General features: G+C 37.5%; 9 protein-coding genes and 1 CRISPR repeat array (1 of these 10 cut by a window edge). All 9 genes read right to left on the bottom strand.

All coding sequences use genetic code 11. The features are described from left to right. A CRISPR array of direct repeats spans positions 1 to 12,667; the repeat unit is 37 nt; unit sequence GTTTCAATCCCTAATAGGGATTCTTGTTAATTGTAAC; it reaches 9,765 nt to the left of the window's first position. A 262-nt stretch (positions 12,668 to 12,929) separates the two neighbouring features. After that, positions 12,930 to 13,202 (bottom strand): CRISPR-associated endonuclease Cas2, encoded by a 273-nt coding sequence (cas2, locus tag WN50_RS32615; RefSeq protein ID WP_072075626.1) that lies wholly within the window; start codon positions 13,200 to 13,202, stop codon positions 12,930 to 12,932. A 40-nt stretch (positions 13,203 to 13,242) separates the two neighbouring features. Beyond that, the gene (gene cas1d, locus WN50_RS21375; protein ID WP_046276755.1) at positions 13,243 to 14,247 is read right to left on the bottom strand and encodes a type I-D CRISPR-associated endonuclease Cas1d; all 1,005 of its coding nucleotides are present in this window, start codon (positions 14,245 to 14,247) and stop codon (positions 13,243 to 13,245) included. Between the two features lie 56 nt (positions 14,248 to 14,303). After that, positions 14,304 to 14,930, bottom strand: coding sequence for a CRISPR-associated protein Cas4 (gene cas4 / locus WN50_RS21370; RefSeq protein WP_152964892.1), 627 nt, complete (start codon positions 14,928 to 14,930; stop codon positions 14,304 to 14,306). 14 nt (positions 14,931 to 14,944) lie between these two features. Then, positions 14,945 to 15,283, bottom strand: a complete 339-nt coding sequence (locus tag WN50_RS21365; RefSeq protein WP_200906333.1) for a four helix bundle protein — start codon at positions 15,281 to 15,283, stop codon at positions 14,945 to 14,947. A gap of 59 nt (positions 15,284 to 15,342) precedes the next feature. Further along, positions 15,343 to 16,194 carry a CRISPR-associated endoribonuclease Cas6 gene (cas6, locus tag WN50_RS21360; protein ID WP_046276752.1) on the bottom strand — a complete coding sequence of 284 codons (852 nt, stop codon included), beginning with the start codon at positions 16,192 to 16,194 and terminating at the stop codon, positions 15,343 to 15,345. Positions 16,195 to 16,241: 47 nt separating this feature from the next. After that, positions 16,242 to 16,952 carry a type I-D CRISPR-associated protein Cas5/Csc1 gene (gene cas5d, locus WN50_RS21355; protein ID WP_046276751.1) on the bottom strand — a complete coding sequence of 237 codons (711 nt, stop codon included), beginning with the start codon at positions 16,950 to 16,952 and terminating at the stop codon, positions 16,242 to 16,244. Between the two features lie 9 nt (positions 16,953 to 16,961). Beyond that, positions 16,962 to 17,996, bottom strand: a complete 1,035-nt coding sequence (gene cas7d / locus WN50_RS21350) for a type I-D CRISPR-associated protein Cas7/Csc2 (protein WP_046276750.1) — start codon at positions 17,994 to 17,996, stop codon at positions 16,962 to 16,964. A gap of 63 nt (positions 17,997 to 18,059) precedes the next feature. Then, positions 18,060 to 21,551, bottom strand: coding sequence for a type I-D CRISPR-associated protein Cas10d/Csc3 (gene cas10d, locus WN50_RS21345; RefSeq protein ID WP_046276749.1), 3,492 nt, complete (start codon positions 21,549 to 21,551; stop codon positions 18,060 to 18,062). A 287-nt stretch (positions 21,552 to 21,838) separates the two neighbouring features. Then, the gene (locus tag WN50_RS21340; protein WP_046276748.1) at positions 21,839 to 22,033 is read right to left on the bottom strand and encodes a hypothetical protein; all 195 of its coding nucleotides are present in this window, start codon (positions 22,031 to 22,033) and stop codon (positions 21,839 to 21,841) included. Between the last annotated feature and the right edge of the window lie 100 nt (positions 22,034 to 22,133).

Genomic DNA, 22,133 nt, shown 5'->3' with positions numbered 1-22,133 from the left:
TCGTTCCATACAGAAATGTTTCAATCCCTAATAGGGATTCTTGTTAATTGTAACAATAGAGCTAGCCAAGAAAGTGCTGGAAGTTCAAGTTTCAATCCCTAATAGGGATTCTTGTTAATTGTAACGGATGATCGACCCATCCCCCACACTCACCGACTCGTTTCAATCCCTAATAGGGATTCTTGTTAATTGTAACGGGGAATACTTTCTTTTGAATTCAATAGCTTTATTTTGTTTCAATCCCTAATAGGGATTCTTGTTAATTGTAACTTATTTCCTGTTCCGCCACCTTTGTAAGCCCCGCGAACTTCCAAGTTTCAATCCCTAATAGGGATTCTTGTTAATTGTAACCTCACCTCCGGTTTCTAGTTTGTAAGTAATCGCCACATCTTGTTTCAATCCCTAATAGGGATTCTTGTTAATTGTAACAACTGATCGCGAATTACTTTCACCCAATCTTTCTGGTTTCAATCCCTAATAGGGATTCTTGTTAATTGTAACACTTACTCCTTAATTTTACACACAGGAAATACTTGTTTCAATCCCTAATAGGGATTCTTGTTAATTGTAACTTTGGTTGCGGTGTAACTCTGGAGTTACAGGTCGGGGTTTCAATCCCTAATAGGGATTCTTGTTAATTGTAACGCAACTGTCGGGATATTGTGCCACTGAGGTTTTTTCGTTTCAATCCCTAATAGGGATTCTTGTTAATTGTAACCTGAGGTGCCTTCTAGTACCTGTTGGATGGACGTGTTTCAATCCCTAATAGGGATTCTTGTTAATTGTAACATCAGGTATCGGCGATCAGAATATCTTATAAGTTGTTTCAATCCCTAATAGGGATTCTTGTTAATTGTAACAATTAATAGTTGGGGCAGTACAACACAAAACCCCGTTTCAATCCCTAATAGGGATTCTTGTTAATTGTAACATATATGAATCATCCATTTTTAGGGTATATTGTGTTTCAATCCCTAATAGGGATTCTTGTTAATTGTAACCGATTTCTCAGGTTCAATCGCTGAAAATTAACTTCAACTGTTTCAATCCCTAATAGGGATTCTTGTTAATTGTAACTTATCTCGAACTTGTATAAAGGCGGGTTTGGGACGTTTCAATCCCTAATAGGGATTCTTGTTAATTGTAACATTTCATGGTTGAAGGAAGGGGGAAAATTCCCCCGTTTCAATCCCTAATAGGGATTCTTGTTAATTGTAACTTAAGCCCTTTGTCGATGGTTCTGTGTGCATGATTTTAGTTTCAATCCCTAATAGGGATTCTTGTTAATTGTAACATAAATCCTGCGGTTGTTGATGCCCAGTTCTTGGTTTCAATCCCTAATAGGGATTCTTGTTAATTGTAACTTCTCACAGTTGGATCAACCTGGCGGAAGCATTTGTTTCAATCCCTAATAGGGATTCTTGTTAATTGTAACGACAAATGGAATGCTCTTTGGAGAGAATTGCAAAATGTTTCAATCCCTAATAGGGATTCTTGTTAATTGTAACTTCCATGTCCTCAACGCAGGTCGGCACGTAGTCAGGTTTCAATCCCTAATAGGGATTCTTGTTAATTGTAACAGATTTTATGGCAGTGGAGAATACAGCCCGAAAGGTTTCAATCCCTAATAGGGATTCTTGTTAATTGTAACATGGTTTTTCCGAAAAACTTTAGCCTAAAAATTCCCCGTTTCAATCCCTAATAGGGATTCTTGTTAATTGTAACAAACCCCCTTTTTATGTTAGCTAATCAGACTTAGTTTCAATCCCTAATAGGGATTCTTGTTAATTGTAACACACCAGCAGAAACAACGAGGCAAATTCAAATCAGTTTCAATCCCTAATAGGGATTCTTGTTAATTGTAACCTGTGCTGGTGTATAATCCCATTGGGACAAAGCTAAGTTTCAATCCCTAATAGGGATTCTTGTTAATTGTAACATGAAAATATTCGAGAGGAATTGGTTGATGCCATGTTTCAATCCCTAATAGGGATTCTTGTTAATTGTAACCCGTCTTTGCCCAAATGTTGCTGTCGGAATCCCCAGTTTCAATCCCTAATAGGGATTCTTGTTAATTGTAACAAAAATTGCCGTCGCCGTTTCGAAATCTACCTCGTCTTTTGGTTTCAATCCCTAATAGGGATTCTTGTTAATTGTAACCTGCATACCAAATTTGATGCCGAAGCAACCGCACGTTTCAATCCCTAATAGGGATTCTTGTTAATTGTAACTTGAGTAAAGGCGATACCCAATCGGGTAAAAGTTGTTTCAATCCCTAATAGGGATTCTTGTTAATTGTAACCTAAATAAATCTCTATCTGCGCAAATCAAAGGTTTCAATCCCTAATAGGGATTCTTGTTAATTGTAACCTAAGCGGATTCACGACGAGGATGAAAGGGCAAGTGTTTCAATCCCTAATAGGGATTCTTGTTAATTGTAACTAAATTTCTTCGTGCGGTCTGAGATTAGATCGAGGTTTCAATCCCTAATAGGGATTCTTGTTAATTGTAACAATCAGTTTGTTGATCGCTGATTAAAATTTTGATGTTTCAATCCCTAATAGGGATTCTTGTTAATTGTAACCCACGTACTCCCCGCATTGGTCGAGGAGTTCTTGGTTTCAATCCCTAATAGGGATTCTTGTTAATTGTAACATTTTAACAATGCTGCCATTCCTACACCAATAGCCCCGTTTCAATCCCTAATAGGGATTCTTGTTAATTGTAACTATTGAGAAGGTGTACTCGGCATCAGTATTATGATTCGAGTTTCAATCCCTAATAGGGATTCTTGTTAATTGTAACCATTTATAAATATTCCAACGTCCTGAATCCCATCGGTTTCAATCCCTAATAGGGATTCTTGTTAATTGTAACTTCGTGTAGTTTATCTGTCGAAGATCAACGAATAGCTGTAGGTTTCAATCCCTAATAGGGATTCTTGTTAATTGTAACAAGCCTACAGCCAGCGCTACTTAATAGCTATGAAAGTTTCAATCCCTAATAGGGATTCTTGTTAATTGTAACAGCTTGATTTTGATATCAGAGTTAGTGGAGGAAGTTTCAATCCCTAATAGGGATTCTTGTTAATTGTAACTCGGCAGTGTCCAAGAGGGGGGAATTCTTGAATGTTAGGTTGTTTCAATCCCTAATAGGGATTCTTGTTAATTGTAACAAGGTTATTTCTGCCTTTGTAGGGGGTGTTACGGTATTGCGTTTCAATCCCTAATAGGGATTCTTGTTAATTGTAACCTTAAAACTGAATAATTAAGGTGTAAATTTATTTTGTTTCAATCCCTAATAGGGATTCTTGTTAATTGTAACTATGGCTATGGTCTCGATTTCCCAGGTTTTCCGTTCCCTGTGTTTCAATCCCTAATAGGGATTCTTGTTAATTGTAACGCTTGAATCTATTTATAGTTGGATTAAGTTTGGGTTTCAATCCCTAATAGGGATTCTTGTTAATTGTAACTCTGGATTTTGGCGACTTCCCCTGGGTTGCCTGCGCCAATGTTTCAATCCCTAATAGGGATTCTTGTTAATTGTAACTATGGCTATCCTTGCTCCGAGGCTTGTGATAGTATGTTTCAATCCCTAATAGGGATTCTTGTTAATTGTAACCTTCGAGAATTGTCCCTCGCCCCAGTCTCATTTTAGTTTCAATCCCTAATAGGGATTCTTGTTAATTGTAACGTGATCATCAACATCGACGATATCGAACTGAGAGTTTCAATCCCTAATAGGGATTCTTGTTAATTGTAACCTTTCTGACCTGCTCTATGATAAGGTTCTGCTTCCTGTTTCAATCCCTAATAGGGATTCTTGTTAATTGTAACCAGTTAAAGGTTTAGAGTCAGTTAAGTCTGTTTTGTTTCAATCCCTAATAGGGATTCTTGTTAATTGTAACCATCGGTACTGGTGAGATGAAATTCTCACTAATAAGTTTCAATCCCTAATAGGGATTCTTGTTAATTGTAACCAGCTTTCCGATCAAAAATCTGTGACAGTTTTGCGACTTCTGTTTCAATCCCTAATAGGGATTCTTGTTAATTGTAACGTGAAGGAGGATAGACGGCTATCCTCAAAACCTTGTTTCAATCCCTAATAGGGATTCTTGTTAATTGTAACCTGGTAAAACAAAAATCAACTATCTTTTCAACTTGTTTCAATCCCTAATAGGGATTCTTGTTAATTGTAACCTGGTTTTCGGAGTGGAAGATTTATCGGGTCTTCGTTTCAATCCCTAATAGGGATTCTTGTTAATTGTAACACTATACAGATGAAAAAGGAAATCGTTGGCGCGGGTTTCAATCCCTAATAGGGATTCTTGTTAATTGTAACAATACAATCAGTTGGCTGAAGAAATTAGCTGTTTTCGTTTCAATCCCTAATAGGGATTCTTGTTAATTGTAACGCTAGGGGCTGTTTGCTTGGTTTGTATTCGTTAAGTTTCAATCCCTAATAGGGATTCTTGTTAATTGTAACTTGAGTAGTTTAATGTCATGCTCAGGACTGAGTTGTTGTTTCAATCCCTAATAGGGATTCTTGTTAATTGTAACCATCGAAGGCTTACTGTTCCGAGAGAGAAGTTAAGTTTCAATCCCTAATAGGGATTCTTGTTAATTGTAACGCTTGCTAGGTGTTAGAAATAACGGCTATCGAAGTTTCAATCCCTAATAGGGATTCTTGTTAATTGTAACTGGTCAGCTATTCACGAAAGAGCGCTCGGAAGGTGGCGTTTCAATCCCTAATAGGGATTCTTGTTAATTGTAACTCGGTTTACTACCTTTGGTATTACAGTTATACTGTTTCAATCCCTAATAGGGATTCTTGTTAATTGTAACAAGACCCAAGCAGAATGGGCTAGGCAATCTGGAATGAGTTTCAATCCCTAATAGGGATTCTTGTTAATTGTAACGAGTATCAATAAAGGTAAAGGTTTGCTAGGAATCAGAAGTGTTTCAATCCCTAATAGGGATTCTTGTTAATTGTAACATTGCGCCACATCCTTAAACATTCGCTGCCTTCAAAATTTGGTTTCAATCCCTAATAGGGATTCTTGTTAATTGTAACTACACAGAGCGGGTTTGAGCAGTTGCAATTGGTGGTTTCAATCCCTAATAGGGATTCTTGTTAATTGTAACTTTAGATCGTTATGATTCTACCCAAACTGAATGTGTTTCAATCCCTAATAGGGATTCTTGTTAATTGTAACTCTTCCATAGCCACAGAATTGTCTGTAGATTTTGTTTCAATCCCTAATAGGGATTCTTGTTAATTGTAACGCGAGAGCGCCCAACAGACTTAATAAATGCAATTGATTTGTTTCAATCCCTAATAGGGATTCTTGTTAATTGTAACACTATTAATAGTATTAGCACTTTGGTCATGAGTAGTTTCAATCCCTAATAGGGATTCTTGTTAATTGTAACAATGCCCTGCGTAGACATAGTAATAAAGATGAGGTTTCAATCCCTAATAGGGATTCTTGTTAATTGTAACCTTTGTCGATGTTTCTGTGTGCATGATTTTAGTTTCAATCCCTAATAGGGATTCTTGTTAATTGTAACAAGAGAAGAAAAGTTAATCAAAACTCTTTTTGACGTTTCAATCCCTAATAGGGATTCTTGTTAATTGTAACTTAGAAGTTCAACTGTATCTATCCTTAAGTCGGATGTTTCAATCCCTAATAGGGATTCTTGTTAATTGTAACTCTCTCACCAATCGGTCTAATCCAGCGTTGAACCTGTTTCAATCCCTAATAGGGATTCTTGTTAATTGTAACGCATTTATTATTGATCGTAAAATCCCCTACAGTGCAGTTTCAATCCCTAATAGGGATTCTTGTTAATTGTAACTCGAATGGCAGACCCGCTACCAGACTGTTCTTGGGTTTCAATCCCTAATAGGGATTCTTGTTAATTGTAACAATTATCTAATTGTGCAAGTATGTCTAGAAGGTACTGGTTTCAATCCCTAATAGGGATTCTTGTTAATTGTAACAATTAGAGGCGGATCTTCGGGAGGTGGGCAAGGATCAGGTTTCAATCCCTAATAGGGATTCTTGTTAATTGTAACCCTTCAAGAAAGGTTAAAAATAGTTGTTTAGTTGTTTCAATCCCTAATAGGGATTCTTGTTAATTGTAACATCCTCGATCTGCTTACTCACAGCTTGGATCATTGTTTCAATCCCTAATAGGGATTCTTGTTAATTGTAACAGCGCTGCAATCTGAAGCAATATTGCTGATTCAAGTTTCAATCCCTAATAGGGATTCTTGTTAATTGTAACTTCTCACAATGCGACTTTTGATTTTAGCTTTGCCGTTTCAATCCCTAATAGGGATTCTTGTTAATTGTAACACGGAAATTTGTGCGGCGAAGCCCTCCCAAGACGTTTCAATCCCTAATAGGGATTCTTGTTAATTGTAACCGAACTGGCTTACTATCAATATCAGGTTTTTAAAGTTTCAATCCCTAATAGGGATTCTTGTTAATTGTAACCGGTGGGATTCAGGACGGTGGAATATTTACAAATGGTTTCAATCCCTAATAGGGATTCTTGTTAATTGTAACAATCACAATACGTTATATTCAACCCTTTCTCATAATCACGTTTCAATCCCTAATAGGGATTCTTGTTAATTGTAACTTATTTATAATTTTGAATGGCAAGAAAGCGATATTTCTATCGTTTCAATCCCTAATAGGGATTCTTGTTAATTGTAACTGTTTATAGATCCTCTGTGATAGAATATACAGAGAGTTTCAATCCCTAATAGGGATTCTTGTTAATTGTAACCCTGAGCAGCTCCCAGCAAAGCTATCTGCTGTTAATCTTCCGTTTCAATCCCTAATAGGGATTCTTGTTAATTGTAACGTAACAAGAATCAACGAAGCCAAGTCTATTCCAGAGTTTCAATCCCTAATAGGGATTCTTGTTAATTGTAACCTTCGTAAATAGTCTTTTCTGTTTGAACTTCTTGGTTTCAATCCCTAATAGGGATTCTTGTTAATTGTAACAATAGAATATTTATTGGCAGTGACAAATCTAATAAAGTGTTTCAATCCCTAATAGGGATTCTTGTTAATTGTAACCAGTTACCAAATTTAGCGGAGAAACTTATCGAAGGTTTCAATCCCTAATAGGGATTCTTGTTAATTGTAACCTTGAAAGGCGAGTTCGCCATCGTTCATCCCCCGGTTTCAATCCCTAATAGGGATTCTTGTTAATTGTAACCTGATAGGTGTAACTCGTTTCACCTTCTAATCTGTTTCAATCCCTAATAGGGATTCTTGTTAATTGTAACTCTATCGCAATTTCCCCATCATTTCCCCAATCCTTGTTTCAATCCCTAATAGGGATTCTTGTTAATTGTAACACTTGGGGTCTGAAGATGTTGCAACAGCTCCGTAAACAGTAACTCCAGTTTCAATCCCTAATAGGGATTCTTGTTAATTGTAACATTCCCCCAACGGGACTGGGATTAATTCCCTTAGGTTTCAATCCCTAATAGGGATTCTTGTTAATTGTAACAAGTTGAGTTATCATCTGGAGGTGCAATCCAGTAGTTTCAATCCCTAATAGGGATTCTTGTTAATTGTAACGATCTGCTAATAGCATAGGTCGAGCGTTTCAAATCCGTTTCAATCCCTAATAGGGATTCTTGTTAATTGTAACGCTAGACGAACGAGCGATCCAAAATCCCCGGCTGAAAAGTTTCAATCCCTAATAGGGATTCTTGTTAATTGTAACCATGGAAGTTTTGTCAAAAAGAATAGAGGAAATTCCTGAAGTTTCAATCCCTAATAGGGATTCTTGTTAATTGTAACTATTTACACCCGCAACTGGGATGGTTGGGAACTAGTTTCAATCCCTAATAGGGATTCTTGTTAATTGTAACTGTGCGATCGCATTCCGATCTCAGTTACTCCCTCGTTTCAATCCCTAATAGGGATTCTTGTTAATTGTAACCTTGCAAAAATGCGGTTAACTTATGATACCAAGTCTTGTTTCAATCCCTAATAGGGATTCTTGTTAATTGTAACTGGGGTTTCCCGAGATTGAATATGAGTCCTGATGTTTCAATCCCTAATAGGGATTCTTGTTAATTGTAACTATAAACACTTTGCCACGAAAAATGAATGAACCAAAGTTTCAATCCCTAATAGGGATTCTTGTTAATTGTAACAAGACTGGGAGAAGTTTGTCGAGTGGCTCAAAACCGTTTCAATCCCTAATAGGGATTCTTGTTAATTGTAACTAGAAACGCTTTTGATTATGAACCAGTGATAATTGTTTCAATCCCTAATAGGGATTCTTGTTAATTGTAACTAGGACTTGCTCAATAATGCAAGGCGGATGGGTTATACCTAGTTTCAATCCCTAATAGGGATTCTTGTTAATTGTAACCATAATAGGGTATCGATTGAGGTTATATTATGAATGTTTCAATCCCTAATAGGGATTCTTGTTAATTGTAACGTTGAACGATATGATCGCCGTTTCTGGATCAAGGATCGTAGCGAGTTTCAATCCCTAATAGGGATTCTTGTTAATTGTAACTAATATAAACATTGCCTGAATCCGTCGTTGAACTGTTTCAATCCCTAATAGGGATTCTTGTTAATTGTAACGTGAGTTAGTTGTTGGGTGGGATCGTGACTCCCGTTTCAATCCCTAATAGGGATTCTTGTTAATTGTAACGTTATCCAAAAGTTGGGCTAAAACTTCTGCGAAGTTTCAATCCCTAATAGGGATTCTTGTTAATTGTAACCATCGCATAACTTGTTACATTACACGCGCCTGTTGGGTTAGTTTCAATCCCTAATAGGGATTCTTGTTAATTGTAACGAGAATTACCTGACGGACAAACTCAAACGGCATCACCTTGTTTCAATCCCTAATAGGGATTCTTGTTAATTGTAACAGGATAAGCAATTTAGCTTAGTGAATGGTCAGTTTGTTTCAATCCCTAATAGGGATTCTTGTTAATTGTAACTTTATGAGCGGATGAAATTTCTAAGAATTACTCCGTTTCAATCCCTAATAGGGATTCTTGTTAATTGTAACTTGTGGGGGAATAAATCCCCCTATTCAACTAAATTTAAGTTTCAATCCCTAATAGGGATTCTTGTTAATTGTAACCAACCCGAAGCTGTGCAACCTAATACGTTCCCTCGTTTCAATCCCTAATAGGGATTCTTGTTAATTGTAACGTCGCTGCCTTGCGGTAATTGTTGCTGTTTAGCGGAAGGTTCAAGTTTCAATCCCTAATAGGGATTCTTGTTAATTGTAACTCGGGAGATTTTCCGCGCTAAGGGCTGATACTGGAACTTATGTTTCAATCCCTAATAGGGATTCTTGTTAATTGTAACATGATGGAATTTGTCGGCGAACATTGTTGCTTTGTGATGCGTTTCAATCCCTAATAGGGATTCTTGTTAATTGTAACGTGTATGTCGAATCAATTGAGCCATCATCCTAATTTCTGTTTCAATCCCTAATAGGGATTCTTGTTAATTGTAACTCCACTCGCTCAAAATTCTAAATCTCGATTTTTCCTCGTTTCAATCCCTAATAGGGATTCTTGTTAATTGTAACAAGAGATGCCAATGCACGCGGATGGAAGCTAAACGTTTCAATCCCTAATAGGGATTCTTGTTAATTGTAACGTAAGCTTCTAGGGCTAATGGAAATGCCTATTTTGTGTTTCAATCCCTAATAGGGATTCTTGTTAATTGTAACGATAACGAATTAAAATCCACCTTGAAAATATGGTGGTTTCAATCCCTAATAGGGATTCTTGTTAATTGTAACTGATGATTGAACAGGCTGAAAAAATCGTCTCATTGTTTCAATCCCTAATAGGGATTCTTGTTAATTGTAACATCAACTGGTGGACAAAACCCACCAAAGTGCTGTGTTTCAATCCCTAATAGGGATTCTTGTTAATTGTAACCTTAGACAAATTCTTGCAATCCTTTGGGATACTCAGTTTCAATCCCTAATAGGGATTCTTGTTAATTGTAACCAAGGATAACTACATCGGGTTCTAATGCTAAGAGCATTTTTGTTTCAATCCCTAATAGGGATTCTTGTTAATTGTAACCATCACCTTGAAATACTCCCTTGGCGATCAATTGGTTTCAATCCCTAATAGGGATTCTTGTTAATTGTAACGGGGATCAAGGCTATTTCTACCTTGGTTCCTGTAAGTTTCAATCCCTAATAGGGATTCTTGTTAATTGTAACTCGTAAGGGTGTGAACTACAAAGGTGAAGAGATTGTTTCAATCCCTAATAGGGATTCTTGTTAATTGTAACGGTGAACGGCATATTATCACAGGATATCTAGTGTTTCAATCCCTAATAGGGATTCTTGTTAATTGTAACAATGGGAGCTTGAGTAGCGAATTCAGTCATTACGTTTCAATCCCTAATAGGGATTCTTGTTAATTGTAACCGGAAATTTGTGACAAAGTTGAGACGAATGTGTTATTGTAGTTTCAATCCCTAATAGGGATTCTTGTTAATTGTAACATTTGCTCGTCATTATAATAAGCTCGCTCAAACTGGTTTCAATCCCTAATAGGGATTCTTGTTAATTGTAACAGTTTGGTTGTTCTAAGTAATACGGTTCTGAAGTTTCAATCCCTAATAGGGATTCTTGTTAATTGTAACCCCAACTTCTAATCGAATTCTAGTGTTACTATCGTTTCAATCCCTAATAGGGATTCTTGTTAATTGTAACCAAACCCGACTAATCCCGATTGCTTCAGGAATTCCCGGTTTCAATCCCTAATAGGGATTCTTGTTAATTGTAACTATTTCTGATGTCCTTGTGGCCCATCAGCTTTTGGTTTCAATCCCTAATAGGGATTCTTGTTAATTGTAACGATCGACAAATATCAAGAGTCTATGAAAGTATTTATTGTTTCAATCCCTAATAGGGATTCTTGTTAATTGTAACACCCTTCTTGTTCAGCTCCCAACAGTTACCCGTAACCTGTTTCAATCCCTAATAGGGATTCTTGTTAATTGTAACTCGATTGAATGGGGTGTTGAAGATCGTAAGGATAATAAGTTTCAATCCCTAATAGGGATTCTTGTTAATTGTAACAGTATCAGATAATAGGGCTTCTAGTCGGGCAACTTGTTTCAATCCCTAATAGGGATTCTTGTTAATTGTAACCAGGTTTGCCAGATGAATTTAAGCAAAAGCTTCTCGTTTCAATCCCTAATAGGGATTCTTGTTAATTGTAACTCGACTGGTAAAACATTTAATGGAAGTGCTAATGTTTCTTGGTTTCAATCCCTAATAGGGATTCTTGTTAATTGTAACCTCAACGGCAAACCTCTTTACCCGATAGAAATTGGTTTCAATCCCTAATAGGGATTCTTGTTAATTGTAACTGCTGAGTTGTTCCCGCTTCATCTTCTTACTAAGGTTTCAATCCCTAATAGGGATTCTTGTTAATTGTAACATGGTACAATAAGATTGAATGGTGTCTTCTGTGTTGATTGTTTCAATCCCTAATAGGGATTCTTGTTAATTGTAACCTAACTTTTGCCTTAGCCGGAAACTCATAGCTTAGGCGTTGTTTGTTTCAATCCCTAATAGGGATTCTTGTTAATTGTAACAATCAGGCACAGCGCGATCACTGCGGCGTTGGATGTTTCAATCCCTAATAGGGATTCTTGTTAATTGTAACCAGTTGTCAGAGAAGTTAGACGAGATTAAATCTGAGTTTCAATCCCTAATAGGGATTCTTGTTAATTGTAACTCCTATACAACTTTGAATGGCAGGAAACGGATCAGGTTTCAATCCCTAATAGGGATTCTTGTTAATTGTAACTCCTTTACCTCCCCCTCCCCGGTGAGGGGGATTCTAATCAGTTTCAATCCCTAATAGGGATTCTTGTTAATTGTAACAGATGAAAGAAGCGATCGCCAGAGCAGAAATCCGAGTTTCAATCCCTAATAGGGATTCTTGTTAATTGTAACAGAGCCTATGATCCATATTGCGATCGCTGAGTTGTTTCAATCCCTAATAGGGATTCTTGTTAATTGTAACTTGGCGATCTCTAAACAGCAATTTTCAGAGGTTCATCTGTTGTTTCAATCCCTAATAGGGATTCTTGTTAATTGTAACAGTCGGGACTTCGTGAGAAGTAAGCGCGATCGCTTTAAAGAGTTTCAATCCCTAATAGGGATTCTTGTTAATTGTAACAATGCTCGTTTGATATTCAATCTTTTTTCGTTGGTTTCAATCCCTAATAGGGATTCTTGTTAATTGTAACCTGACTAAATTAACAACCGCCCACTTCTTACCTTTGGTTTCAATCCCTAATAGGGATTCTTGTTAATTGTAACGAGGCAATCAAAGTGATCGGTCAACAATGGAGTTGTTTCAATCCCTAATAGGGATTCTTGTTAATTGTAACTTTCGTTTGATGGCTTGGGGATTATCAGGCAATCGTTTCAATCCCTAATAGGGATTCTTGTTAATTGTAACATTAAATGAGTTGAATATTGCTTTGTCTCTAGCGAGTTTCAATCCCTAATAGGGATTCTTGTTAATTGTAACGGGTGCAATTCCCCCCAACGGGACTGGGTTAAACACCCTTAGGTTTCAATCCCTAATAGGGATTCTTGTTAATTGTAACCGCAGTAGCCCAAAGTGCTTGAATTATTTGGTTTTCGAGGTTCAGTTGCGCGGATGAGAGTAAGTATACCATAGAAACTGAAAGAGATGTCAAGTTGCTCAATCCTATTTTTGGCTAAAACCCTTATCCAGTAAGCTTTTCAGAAGTTGCGCGGAAGAAGTAAGCCGATCAGATGTTCAGAAGCATTGCTGATAGAGGTATTCAGCCTGTTTTTGGGAGATGCTCTGCTATGATACCTACCCTACCGCGCAGAAGTCCAAGGTTAGACAAAGAAAATCGAGTAGTCGCAGGGCATTTCACCGCCAATGCGTTCTATCTTACCGTGACAGCAGGCGCAGAGAAAATAGAAGCGGATGCTATCGGCTTGGTTATTTATCAGTTTAGCAAGTCGGCGACGCAATTTAGCATATTGAGTTGCAGTCAGGTCACATTCAAACACACTATATTGTACCCATTGACCGTAGGATTTGAGAATATTGTGTATTTTGGTGCGGCGTTTGTCTTCAGAAATATCGTAGCTGATGATTACAAACATTGAAAACTCCTGTTGAGTCTGATTGACAAGTTCTGAATTTTTATCTCAAAACTAACGGGGGATATTGGTTGGTTTCTTCCATCAAATATTTTGCTAGGAGTCGCGCCTGAATTTCAAAGGATTCTTGATAAGTACACTGACGCTTGAGAACAGGATGCGTGAATTTTGATTGTTTTTTATGTTCGTACAGTTGCAAGAATATTTTCAAACCTTCGGGTGTGAGAGAGACAGCATGACTTAAGGGTTCAGTGATAAAATGTTCGGGGTTCAATAGCTTTTTGTTCAGGGTACTGAGAACAACTGAATCAACAATTAAGGGACGAAATTCTTCCATTAAATCTAATGCTAAAGAAGGACGACCATAGCGTTCAACATGAAGATAACCCAAGTAAGGATCAAAACCCACAATATTGACTGCACTCTGAACATCATTTCGTAATAAAGCATAACCCAAACTCAGTAGAGAATTGACGGGATCGAGAGGCGGACGACGGTTGCGAGTTTGAAAGAAAAATGCACTGTTATTAATTAATTCATTGAAACATCCGAAATAAGCAGCACTTCCTGCCCCTTCTAAACCTCGTAAACTGTTGATGTTTTCGGTCTTATTAATGGGGGCGATCGCTTGTTCGATTTGGGTGATTTTTGTTTGTAAATCGAGTTCGGAATATTCTCGACTTCGGCGGAGTAGAGTATTGCGATAGTTCTTCAGTTTTCCGCGTACAAAACCTCGAACGGCATGAACCGCTTGGGGAGATTCTCCGGCGGCTAACCATTGGGATTTTCGCACAAAAATATTTTTAGTTACTTCGGGTTCTAAGCGACCGAGATAGCGTCCAGTTTTCGTTAAGAATGTGATGGGGATATGACGTTGTAGGAGTTCAGCGACAACAGCCGGAGAAACAGTTGCACGACCTAAAATAACAATTCCTTCGACTTTGATTAATGGAACATCAATGTGTTTTTCTTTGCCGACTTTTACGATCAGGCGTTCGTCTGTTTTACCAATGAAAGCGTCTTCTTGAATGATGTAGATAGTACCCATTTTAGTTTCCTTATTTGAGTTGAATAGATTGAAATTTTGCCCAGATTTTTAGTGTGTTAATCGCTTTCTTTATATCCTCCTACTTTTTTAGAAGCTTGGGGTAAACAGCGAGAATAAAGACTGCAACCTTTGCAGCGTTGGGTGTAAACTGGTTTTGGCATTATTCCCGTATTAAATAACAGTTGAACCGCTTCTATTGTGGCGATCGCATTTTGGCGTAATGTTGTGGAAATTTCGACGGGTTGGCGTTGATGAGAATGGGCATAATAAATATAACCAATATCTACAGTTTTTCCCATCATTTCTTCCAAACACAAAGCTTGGGCGCAGACTTGCAACTCATCATTATCCCATTCTCCCCGTTTTCCACGCTTATATTCAACCGGATAAACTTGTCCTGATTCTAATTCAATTAAATCTGATTTTCCGATGAGTTGATAGCGTTCGGATTTTAACCAAATAGCGCGAATTTGTTCAAGTTCTACCCGCAGTTCTTGACTAACAGTATGAACACGTTCATGTAAACTTGTTCCTTCAATGGTGTATTCATTATCCTCAAATTCACCTGCACAAAACATTCGCCAACAGCGATGAGAACAATAAGCATATTGGTTCAGTGCAGCAATTGGAATGTAATCGCTAGGTGACAGGTGACAGGTTACAGGGGACAGATAATTGTTCATAGTAGGTGAGAAATTCATTGATTTTTACTTTGAAGAATTCGGTTTTGAAGCGTGGTTAGCATTTTGCTGATTTCAGTAATTAGAGATAAAGTTTCATGGGTTTGATTTGCAGATAAATAACTTAATCGAATAGCCAACATTAAAAAAGTTTCTGTTTTCATCAGTGATCCTTTAGCAATTGCTAAAAAATGAGCATAATCTTTACCTATTTCTCGTGCATGACCTTCTGCAATATTGGCTGGAACTGACGCTGCTGACCTTGTAATTTGCGCTGTGAGTCGATAGATTTCTGTACTGGAAAAATGTGCTGACAATTTATAAATTTGCACAACCATATCATCGACTTTTGCCAAACAATTAAATCTCGATGTGATTGAATTCCAGTCATATTTCCTCCCCTAAAATCTATCCCCTATAACCTTCTTAAACTTTCTGTCCCCTCCTTATGTAACCTTCTTAACATTCCCATTCCCATCGGTGTTTTCCGCCCAACCCCACAATAAAATGCAAAGTCAGCGAGGGTATTAATTTGTTGAATGATCTCCGGTTCAACGTCTCCAAATAACCGATAATTTACTTTTCCAACACAGCCAATAAATTTACTGCGGGAGTCAGCAATCATTTCAGTTTGGATATTGAAAAAACTGGGAAAAAGAGAACTGAGGGGGAGTTCTTTAAATTCAATCCCACTGTGTTTATTCCACCGACTTAAAAGGCTGTTAAAAATTAATTCACCAGTGGGGAGAGAAGTGTCAAATTTTCCTTGACGAAAGGCTGCGGGAGTCGCAAAAATCAGCGTAAATGAGCGATCGCTATTAGAGGCTTGCTGGTATAATTGAGAGTAGGAAGAAGTATTCGCCCAAGGTTGCGTTGATTGTGGTGTTGCCAGAATACTGGTAATCTTTAAATTAGCCGATCCTAAATGCCAGGGTTGATCAGAATTGAGGTTTAACCACAGTTGAGTCAGCTTGCTAAATAAACTTTCATCCAGTAAAGAAATACGCCACCAACAGGGTGTTCCCACAGAAATTTGTTGAGAATGTTCCCATTGCAAAGTTTGTCTAAAGTGTTGGTTTTTGGCACAAGTTTGTAGGGGACTTAGCGTGAAGGATTTTTCTGATTGAGACTGATGTAAATAATCCCCTAATGGTTTATCAACCGAACTAACAAGGGTTAGAAATAAGGCGTGTAAATGTCTTCCACTTAGAAAGTTTGGGGAGATGGGAGACAGAGGAATAAGGTTCAAAACAAGGCTATAAGGCATGGTAAATACACTCTTTAAGAAAAGCCTAAAATTGAGCTTAATTATTGCTAGTTGACTCTAAAGTGATATTCCATCTTGGCTGGAATTTTAAGTTTTATCGGTTCGTTAATTTGATAATATTCTCCTTGCAATTTTACATTTTTAATCAGGCTAACAGGCGGCATATTAACCACATCGTAGCTAATCACTTGATGAGTAAACATCACATCCAAAGGGTTCAGTGGATAGGGGAAAGTTAATAAACCTTCTGCTTTTTTGGGTTTAGCTAATTCTTGAACCCTTAACTCAGCTTTACTCGCCCATTTTCCTAAACGAATCCATTTGGGAAGTTTTAGAGATTTTTCCGAGAGGATGAAGAATTCAAAAATACTCTCCGGTGAAATCTCTTTTGTACGTCCAAAACTAGGAATATTTTTCTGGGTTTTCTCCATTTCTACATGATAGTTATTATTGGCATATTTCCAAGTATTGAGAACCGCAGCATGGGAAACTGCACGGGCGGGAGTTACATAAATTCCCTGTTGGTTTAAGGGCGTTAAATGGGCTTCGTATTGGGGAACTTGTTCGGCACAAAAATAGCGATAGGAATGTTCTTCTGAAACCGTTGTTGCATGAGTTTCACTATCAATTAAACCCAGTGCGTAACAAAGGGCGTAGTTATGAATGATGGGTTCTGTTTCATAAAGCCGCCCAATTTCACGAGTCGCAAAATACAGACTATCATGCAGTTCAATTTGACATTGATAGATCGTTTTCATGGATTACAATTACTTCGACTTGCTAGATGATTTATTTTTTTGGGTGCTAGGTTCCGATTTTTTCTTGATGTGTTTACCCGCATAATCTTTTGCGTCTGTATCCGCTTGTCGCAAGATTTGTAAAATACCATCTTCGGTGCGAGTCAGGGCTTTAACTTCAGTTAATAAGGGTGTAAATCCATCCCCAATAAAGTCAGTATGAACGATAAATTCTTCAGTCATTAGCATTTGAATTGTACTTGTTGCAGCTTCTATTACATCATTTTCATCCAAAGGATCAAGAGAACCAAGCTTATTTTCAGTTTTTAATTGATCATAAATAGCTTGAGTCCAACGCAGATTACTCACAATTTCACCATCGGCAAAAACAACCCCAATCAGTTCATTTCTTAAGCGTCCCGTGCGGGTAGTTTGTGCGCCATAGTGACGGGTTCTCATAATATTATTAAAGACATACAGAAAACTCGCTTCTGTTGGATCTTTTAAGGTGACAATACTCGGAAAGAAAACTTGAGGTTTGATGTGATCTTGTTGGTTAATTCGGCTTGTAACTTCACCCGGTTTTGAACCTTTCTCACCTTTAGAAGCCATTGTTCCATTTTCAAAGGGAGCATTAAGGGTAAATGTTTCGTGAGATTCATCAAAAGCGGTAATCGAAAATGCTGTATCTACAACAACTTTTGATTTTTCTGAACCCGAATCACCAATCGCAAAACCATAAATAATACAGTCGGGATTATCCATTGCAAAAGAGACATTATATTCACATTCTTCTGCGGTCATAAACTCATATTTTCTCAACAGTTCTCGACCTGCTAAACGTTCAGGGGTTGATTGTTTACGCTTAAACATAGTCAACCGACTGATGGGAGTTCGGTCTTGAATACCTGCACGAATTCGGGCTTTATTGAGTTCGCTATCGGTTTGAAATAGGGGATAGGATTCGGTGACTCGAATGGTTAGAAAGTGAACATATTTTCCCATCGGTTTGTAGGGAATTTCGGTGTGAAAGTGTTTAGCATCAACTGTTTTCAGAATAGACATGGTAGTTTCTCCAAAGTAATAGTAAGGTGGATAAATTGAAAGCGAGTTTGAGGGTGAAAAGATTTATTCTTCTTCAGTTTTAGCAGGTTTATCAGTAGATTCATTCGCAGATTGTTTGTTTTCTTTGTCATCTTCTAAGCGATAAAGAAACTCACAAGTATCTCGAATCAGGTTAATTTGACGCCCTGCTAAACGTGCGCGATCGCCTTTAAAAGAACCATAAAAAACATCCTCAACAAAATATCGTGCAAACTCTAAAACCGCTTGACGTTCTTCTTCTCGTTTGCTGAAAACCCAGCGTCCTTCTGCGGTTGAAGCATGAACCCGATCCATTAATTTAAAGATTTCTGCTGCAACAGCATTCACTAAAGCTTCACCGTGAAAAACACTAGATTCAGCTTTTAAAATTGTCTCCGCAGAAATATCAATCGGTTTCAAAACAGCATTTGATTTAGGATTATATCGCTTACTGGCTCGATAAAACTTGCGATAAAGTTCTGTTAGTTTTTTCGGATGATTCAAGGGTGATTTTTCTTCCACAATTAAGTCCTCCAAGTCGGGTTTATAAGTAACATAAGGGTCGAAACAAGGATAAAAATCATAGGCATAGAGTTTAATTTTTTCTATTCTTGCTGTTTCCACTCCCTGACGGCGAATCCATTCTTTCAGTGAACTAAATACCGACAACGAACTCGTTTCAATATTATTAGCTAATTCGGTTAATTTTCCCCAGTTGGCATCATAACCGGATTTTCCTTGTCTGGCATTAACATCAAGATGAATCGCATAAGCTGCGGTTAAAACATTTAAGGGTGCAGAATAAGATTGACCGGACTCGATCCAACCTTCTAAGATATAGTCTAACCGAAATCTATCCCGTTTTGTGAGTATTCTAAAAGCTTGAGGCGCACTATCTAAAAATACAGTTTCTTCAAATTCTGCACCATCATTAAATGGGGGAATAGGCGACTCAGAAACAACCGTTTTTACATCTAAAATCATCGGAAATGCAAAGGCTAACCAAGTCGGCATTACCCAAGATTCCGTATCTGTTCCGTCTCGTCCTGGCGGTAAAGCCATAAAGTAAAACGTTAACGGTTGGTCTTCTGGATAAGAGAGTTTGAAGGTTCGATCTATCTTTCGATTTGGGTCATCTTCGGGTAAATTTTTCTTTGTTTGTAAGTCTTCATCAATGATGAAACTATCTACACTTTGATACTTTTCTCGTTCAAAATTGGCTTTTAAATCCTCACTAATAAAATGATTCCGAATACCTGCATTAAACCGAGTTTGGGCAATATTACTATAAGCCTTTTGTAAAAACTTGTTTGTTTCCGGCGTAAAGTAATAGGTCGGATAAAAGTAAATATAGCGGTATTTACCATCCTCAAATCGTTTCCCAACTGCTTGAGTTTGATTCATTAAAATTTGCCTCAACATCATTTCTGTTCCCGCAATGCTGGAAATATTTCGTTTCGCGTTTGAACCCCCTAACATTTGTTTATTGGTGTAAACTTGCGGCGTAAATAAAACAGCAGATTCCATTTGTTCGGTGACGGTATAAGCTGAATGAGAAATCGAACAAATAAGCTGTCGTCCTCGTCCTGACTTTTTCGCCAGTTGATAGCGTTCCAGTTCATCTAAAAAGATTTGAGTTTGTTGAGAGTTAACTTGATTTTCTTCTGTTGTTTTTTCGGGTAACATCACCACTCGGTTAACCCAGAGTTTTAAATCCTCCCAACCATCAGAAAGTTGATACTTTTCGACTATTGGTTGAATCAATTCTGCGATATATTGAATAAGTTCTTCACAGTTTTCTCGCACATCTTCAATTCCGGGATTTTTCTGGATGTATTTTGCAGCCAAATAATACCATTCATAGGGAACACCGCCTGTATTTCCTTTCAGTTTCTTCTCTTTGAGACTTTCGTTAATTCGTTGAATTTCTCGAACTTGGCGTAAATATTCCGTGAGGTTCCAATATTCAGCAACTTTGATCACTAAGTCGTCTGGTTTTAACGTTACCGCAGGAAGTACAGGAAGATCTTTATTTTTCTTGCATTCAAGATTTCTTTCTTTAATCAAATCCTCAATCTGATTTACTTTCTCTCCCCAAACCTTGCGGCTAATAACATCACAAAATTCAGCAATTTGATCGATACGAATATCATCTGCAAAGCTAAAATCATAATCTTGAGAGAGAACTTCCCGACGCTGAAATTGAATTAAATTCTCACTGCGACTTTTAGCAACAGAAGCTTTCTTGGGGTGTAAAATACGCAGAGTAGCTTTCAAAGCAACTTTCATTAACCCAACTTCATCAAAAAACTGTTCATAATATTCTGCATATTTCATTCCTTTTCCATCTCGACCAAAACCTGTTTGTGTGTCTAATAGTCGTTGAGAACACAGCTTTTTAATATTATCAACAATTCGGTTTGATAATTCTTTAATAGAAACAGGGGGTGCTTCTCGATGTTTGAGATAAATGACACCTGTGGGAAGATACAACAGAGGTTCATAGTAAATAATATCCTCTGTATTTAAGTTTTTATGAATTTCCATCAGTGCATTATTAACAACATTGGTGAGAACGCCTCGGTTTTCAGAAATGCTGTGGTAGGTAAACTTAAGTTGTCCATCACTAAGGCTATGAAGCAGTTCATTTAGTTTAGTATGTTCTGCGTCTTGGGGATGTTTAATCACCGAAGCTAACAAGTCTGCTAAACGGGTTAAATCAATGAGTTGTCTAAGTTTTCTGTCACTCAAAATGACATTTAATCCATGTTCTGACAGATTTAAATTTGTATCATTTCGTTCTTGAGCGTTATAGGCGATAAACAGTAAATCATCAATATATTCACGCCAACTTTCGGGGTTTTCTGGACAGATAAACCGATCTAATCTTAACTCTAATACAATCACCTCAATAATTTCTCGATGATCTTCAACCGATAATTTTCTAATATCTTTATCGAAATCTTGACGAATTTCTTGATATTTTTCGGGCATTGATGGAAATAGCCGATAATTAAACTTCTCAAAATCATGGAGAATAAACCCCGCCACACCTAAGCGACGTTCTTTTTCTTTGATAACTCGCTTAACGGTTGTATCGAGTTTTTCTAGTCGTTGTTCGATTAAATTTGCGGGAAATAAACCATTTAAAAGATGAGTATTTAAAGACTGATCGCCTGCATTATCTCGACGAACATTTTCCCGTCCTCTGCGGCGATCTAGTTCATCAAAAAATTTCCCTCCTTTAGCGGTTACTCCGATTGCAACCCGCAACAAATTCGGAAGAACATATTCAGCAAAATCTCCCATGACAACATCATCTGAATTTTGCGCTTGTATGGCTTCTTTCAGTAGCTTTAGAGATAGAAGTTCTGAAGTGATTTCAATTGTGCGATCTGAAAATTCAAAGTTTAAACCAAATTCTTCATTTTCCAACCAGCTATCATCTTCATCTATTTCTGTATTGATAACTTGCGGTTGATCAAATAGAGAAAGTTGTTGTCCTTCGGGATCTGATTTTTGACGTTTTTTAGCCATGACTTACTTCCTAATAGAGTTCATAAATTATGTGACTTGTTGAATATACAGCTAAAATGATTCTTAAGTTTACAGAAGGAAAGGAAGACTAAAATTAAATTGGCTTTTTTAGGCTTTGTTCTCAGTAATAGAGACTTAACCAACCGTTTACTCATTTTTGAGCGTTCGGGGGTGAAGACGACCTACGTTTGAACTTAATACCGAAAGCTACTTAGTAGTCTTTCTACTCCTTCCGTCTAGGGAGTTTCTAAGGTTAAAAAAACTCCCTACAAAAGCTATCGGGTATGTTACGCTGCTAATCGGTACTCATATTGGTTATGACCTACTTTTCGCTTTTGAATTTCGTAGCCTTTTTTTCGGGCTTCATAGACTGTATGCCCAAAACGCCAGCTTACCTTCCCAGCCAGTTCATCAGCAGAATGCCATTGATGATCCCGGAGAACTGCCAGCAATTTTTCAAGGTTGGTTACTTTCAGATACATTTTGGCCTCCTTGGGCAATTAAAGGATATAGGCATATCGCTTTCATATTCTAGGTTTCAGCGATCTGCACACTCTTATGCTATTGATTGCGATAGCTTGA

This window comes from Limnoraphis robusta CS-951 (assembly GCF_000972705.2).
The sequence above is the reverse complement of the archived record's forward strand: the minus strand, read 5'-3'. Positions and strand labels throughout refer to the sequence as shown.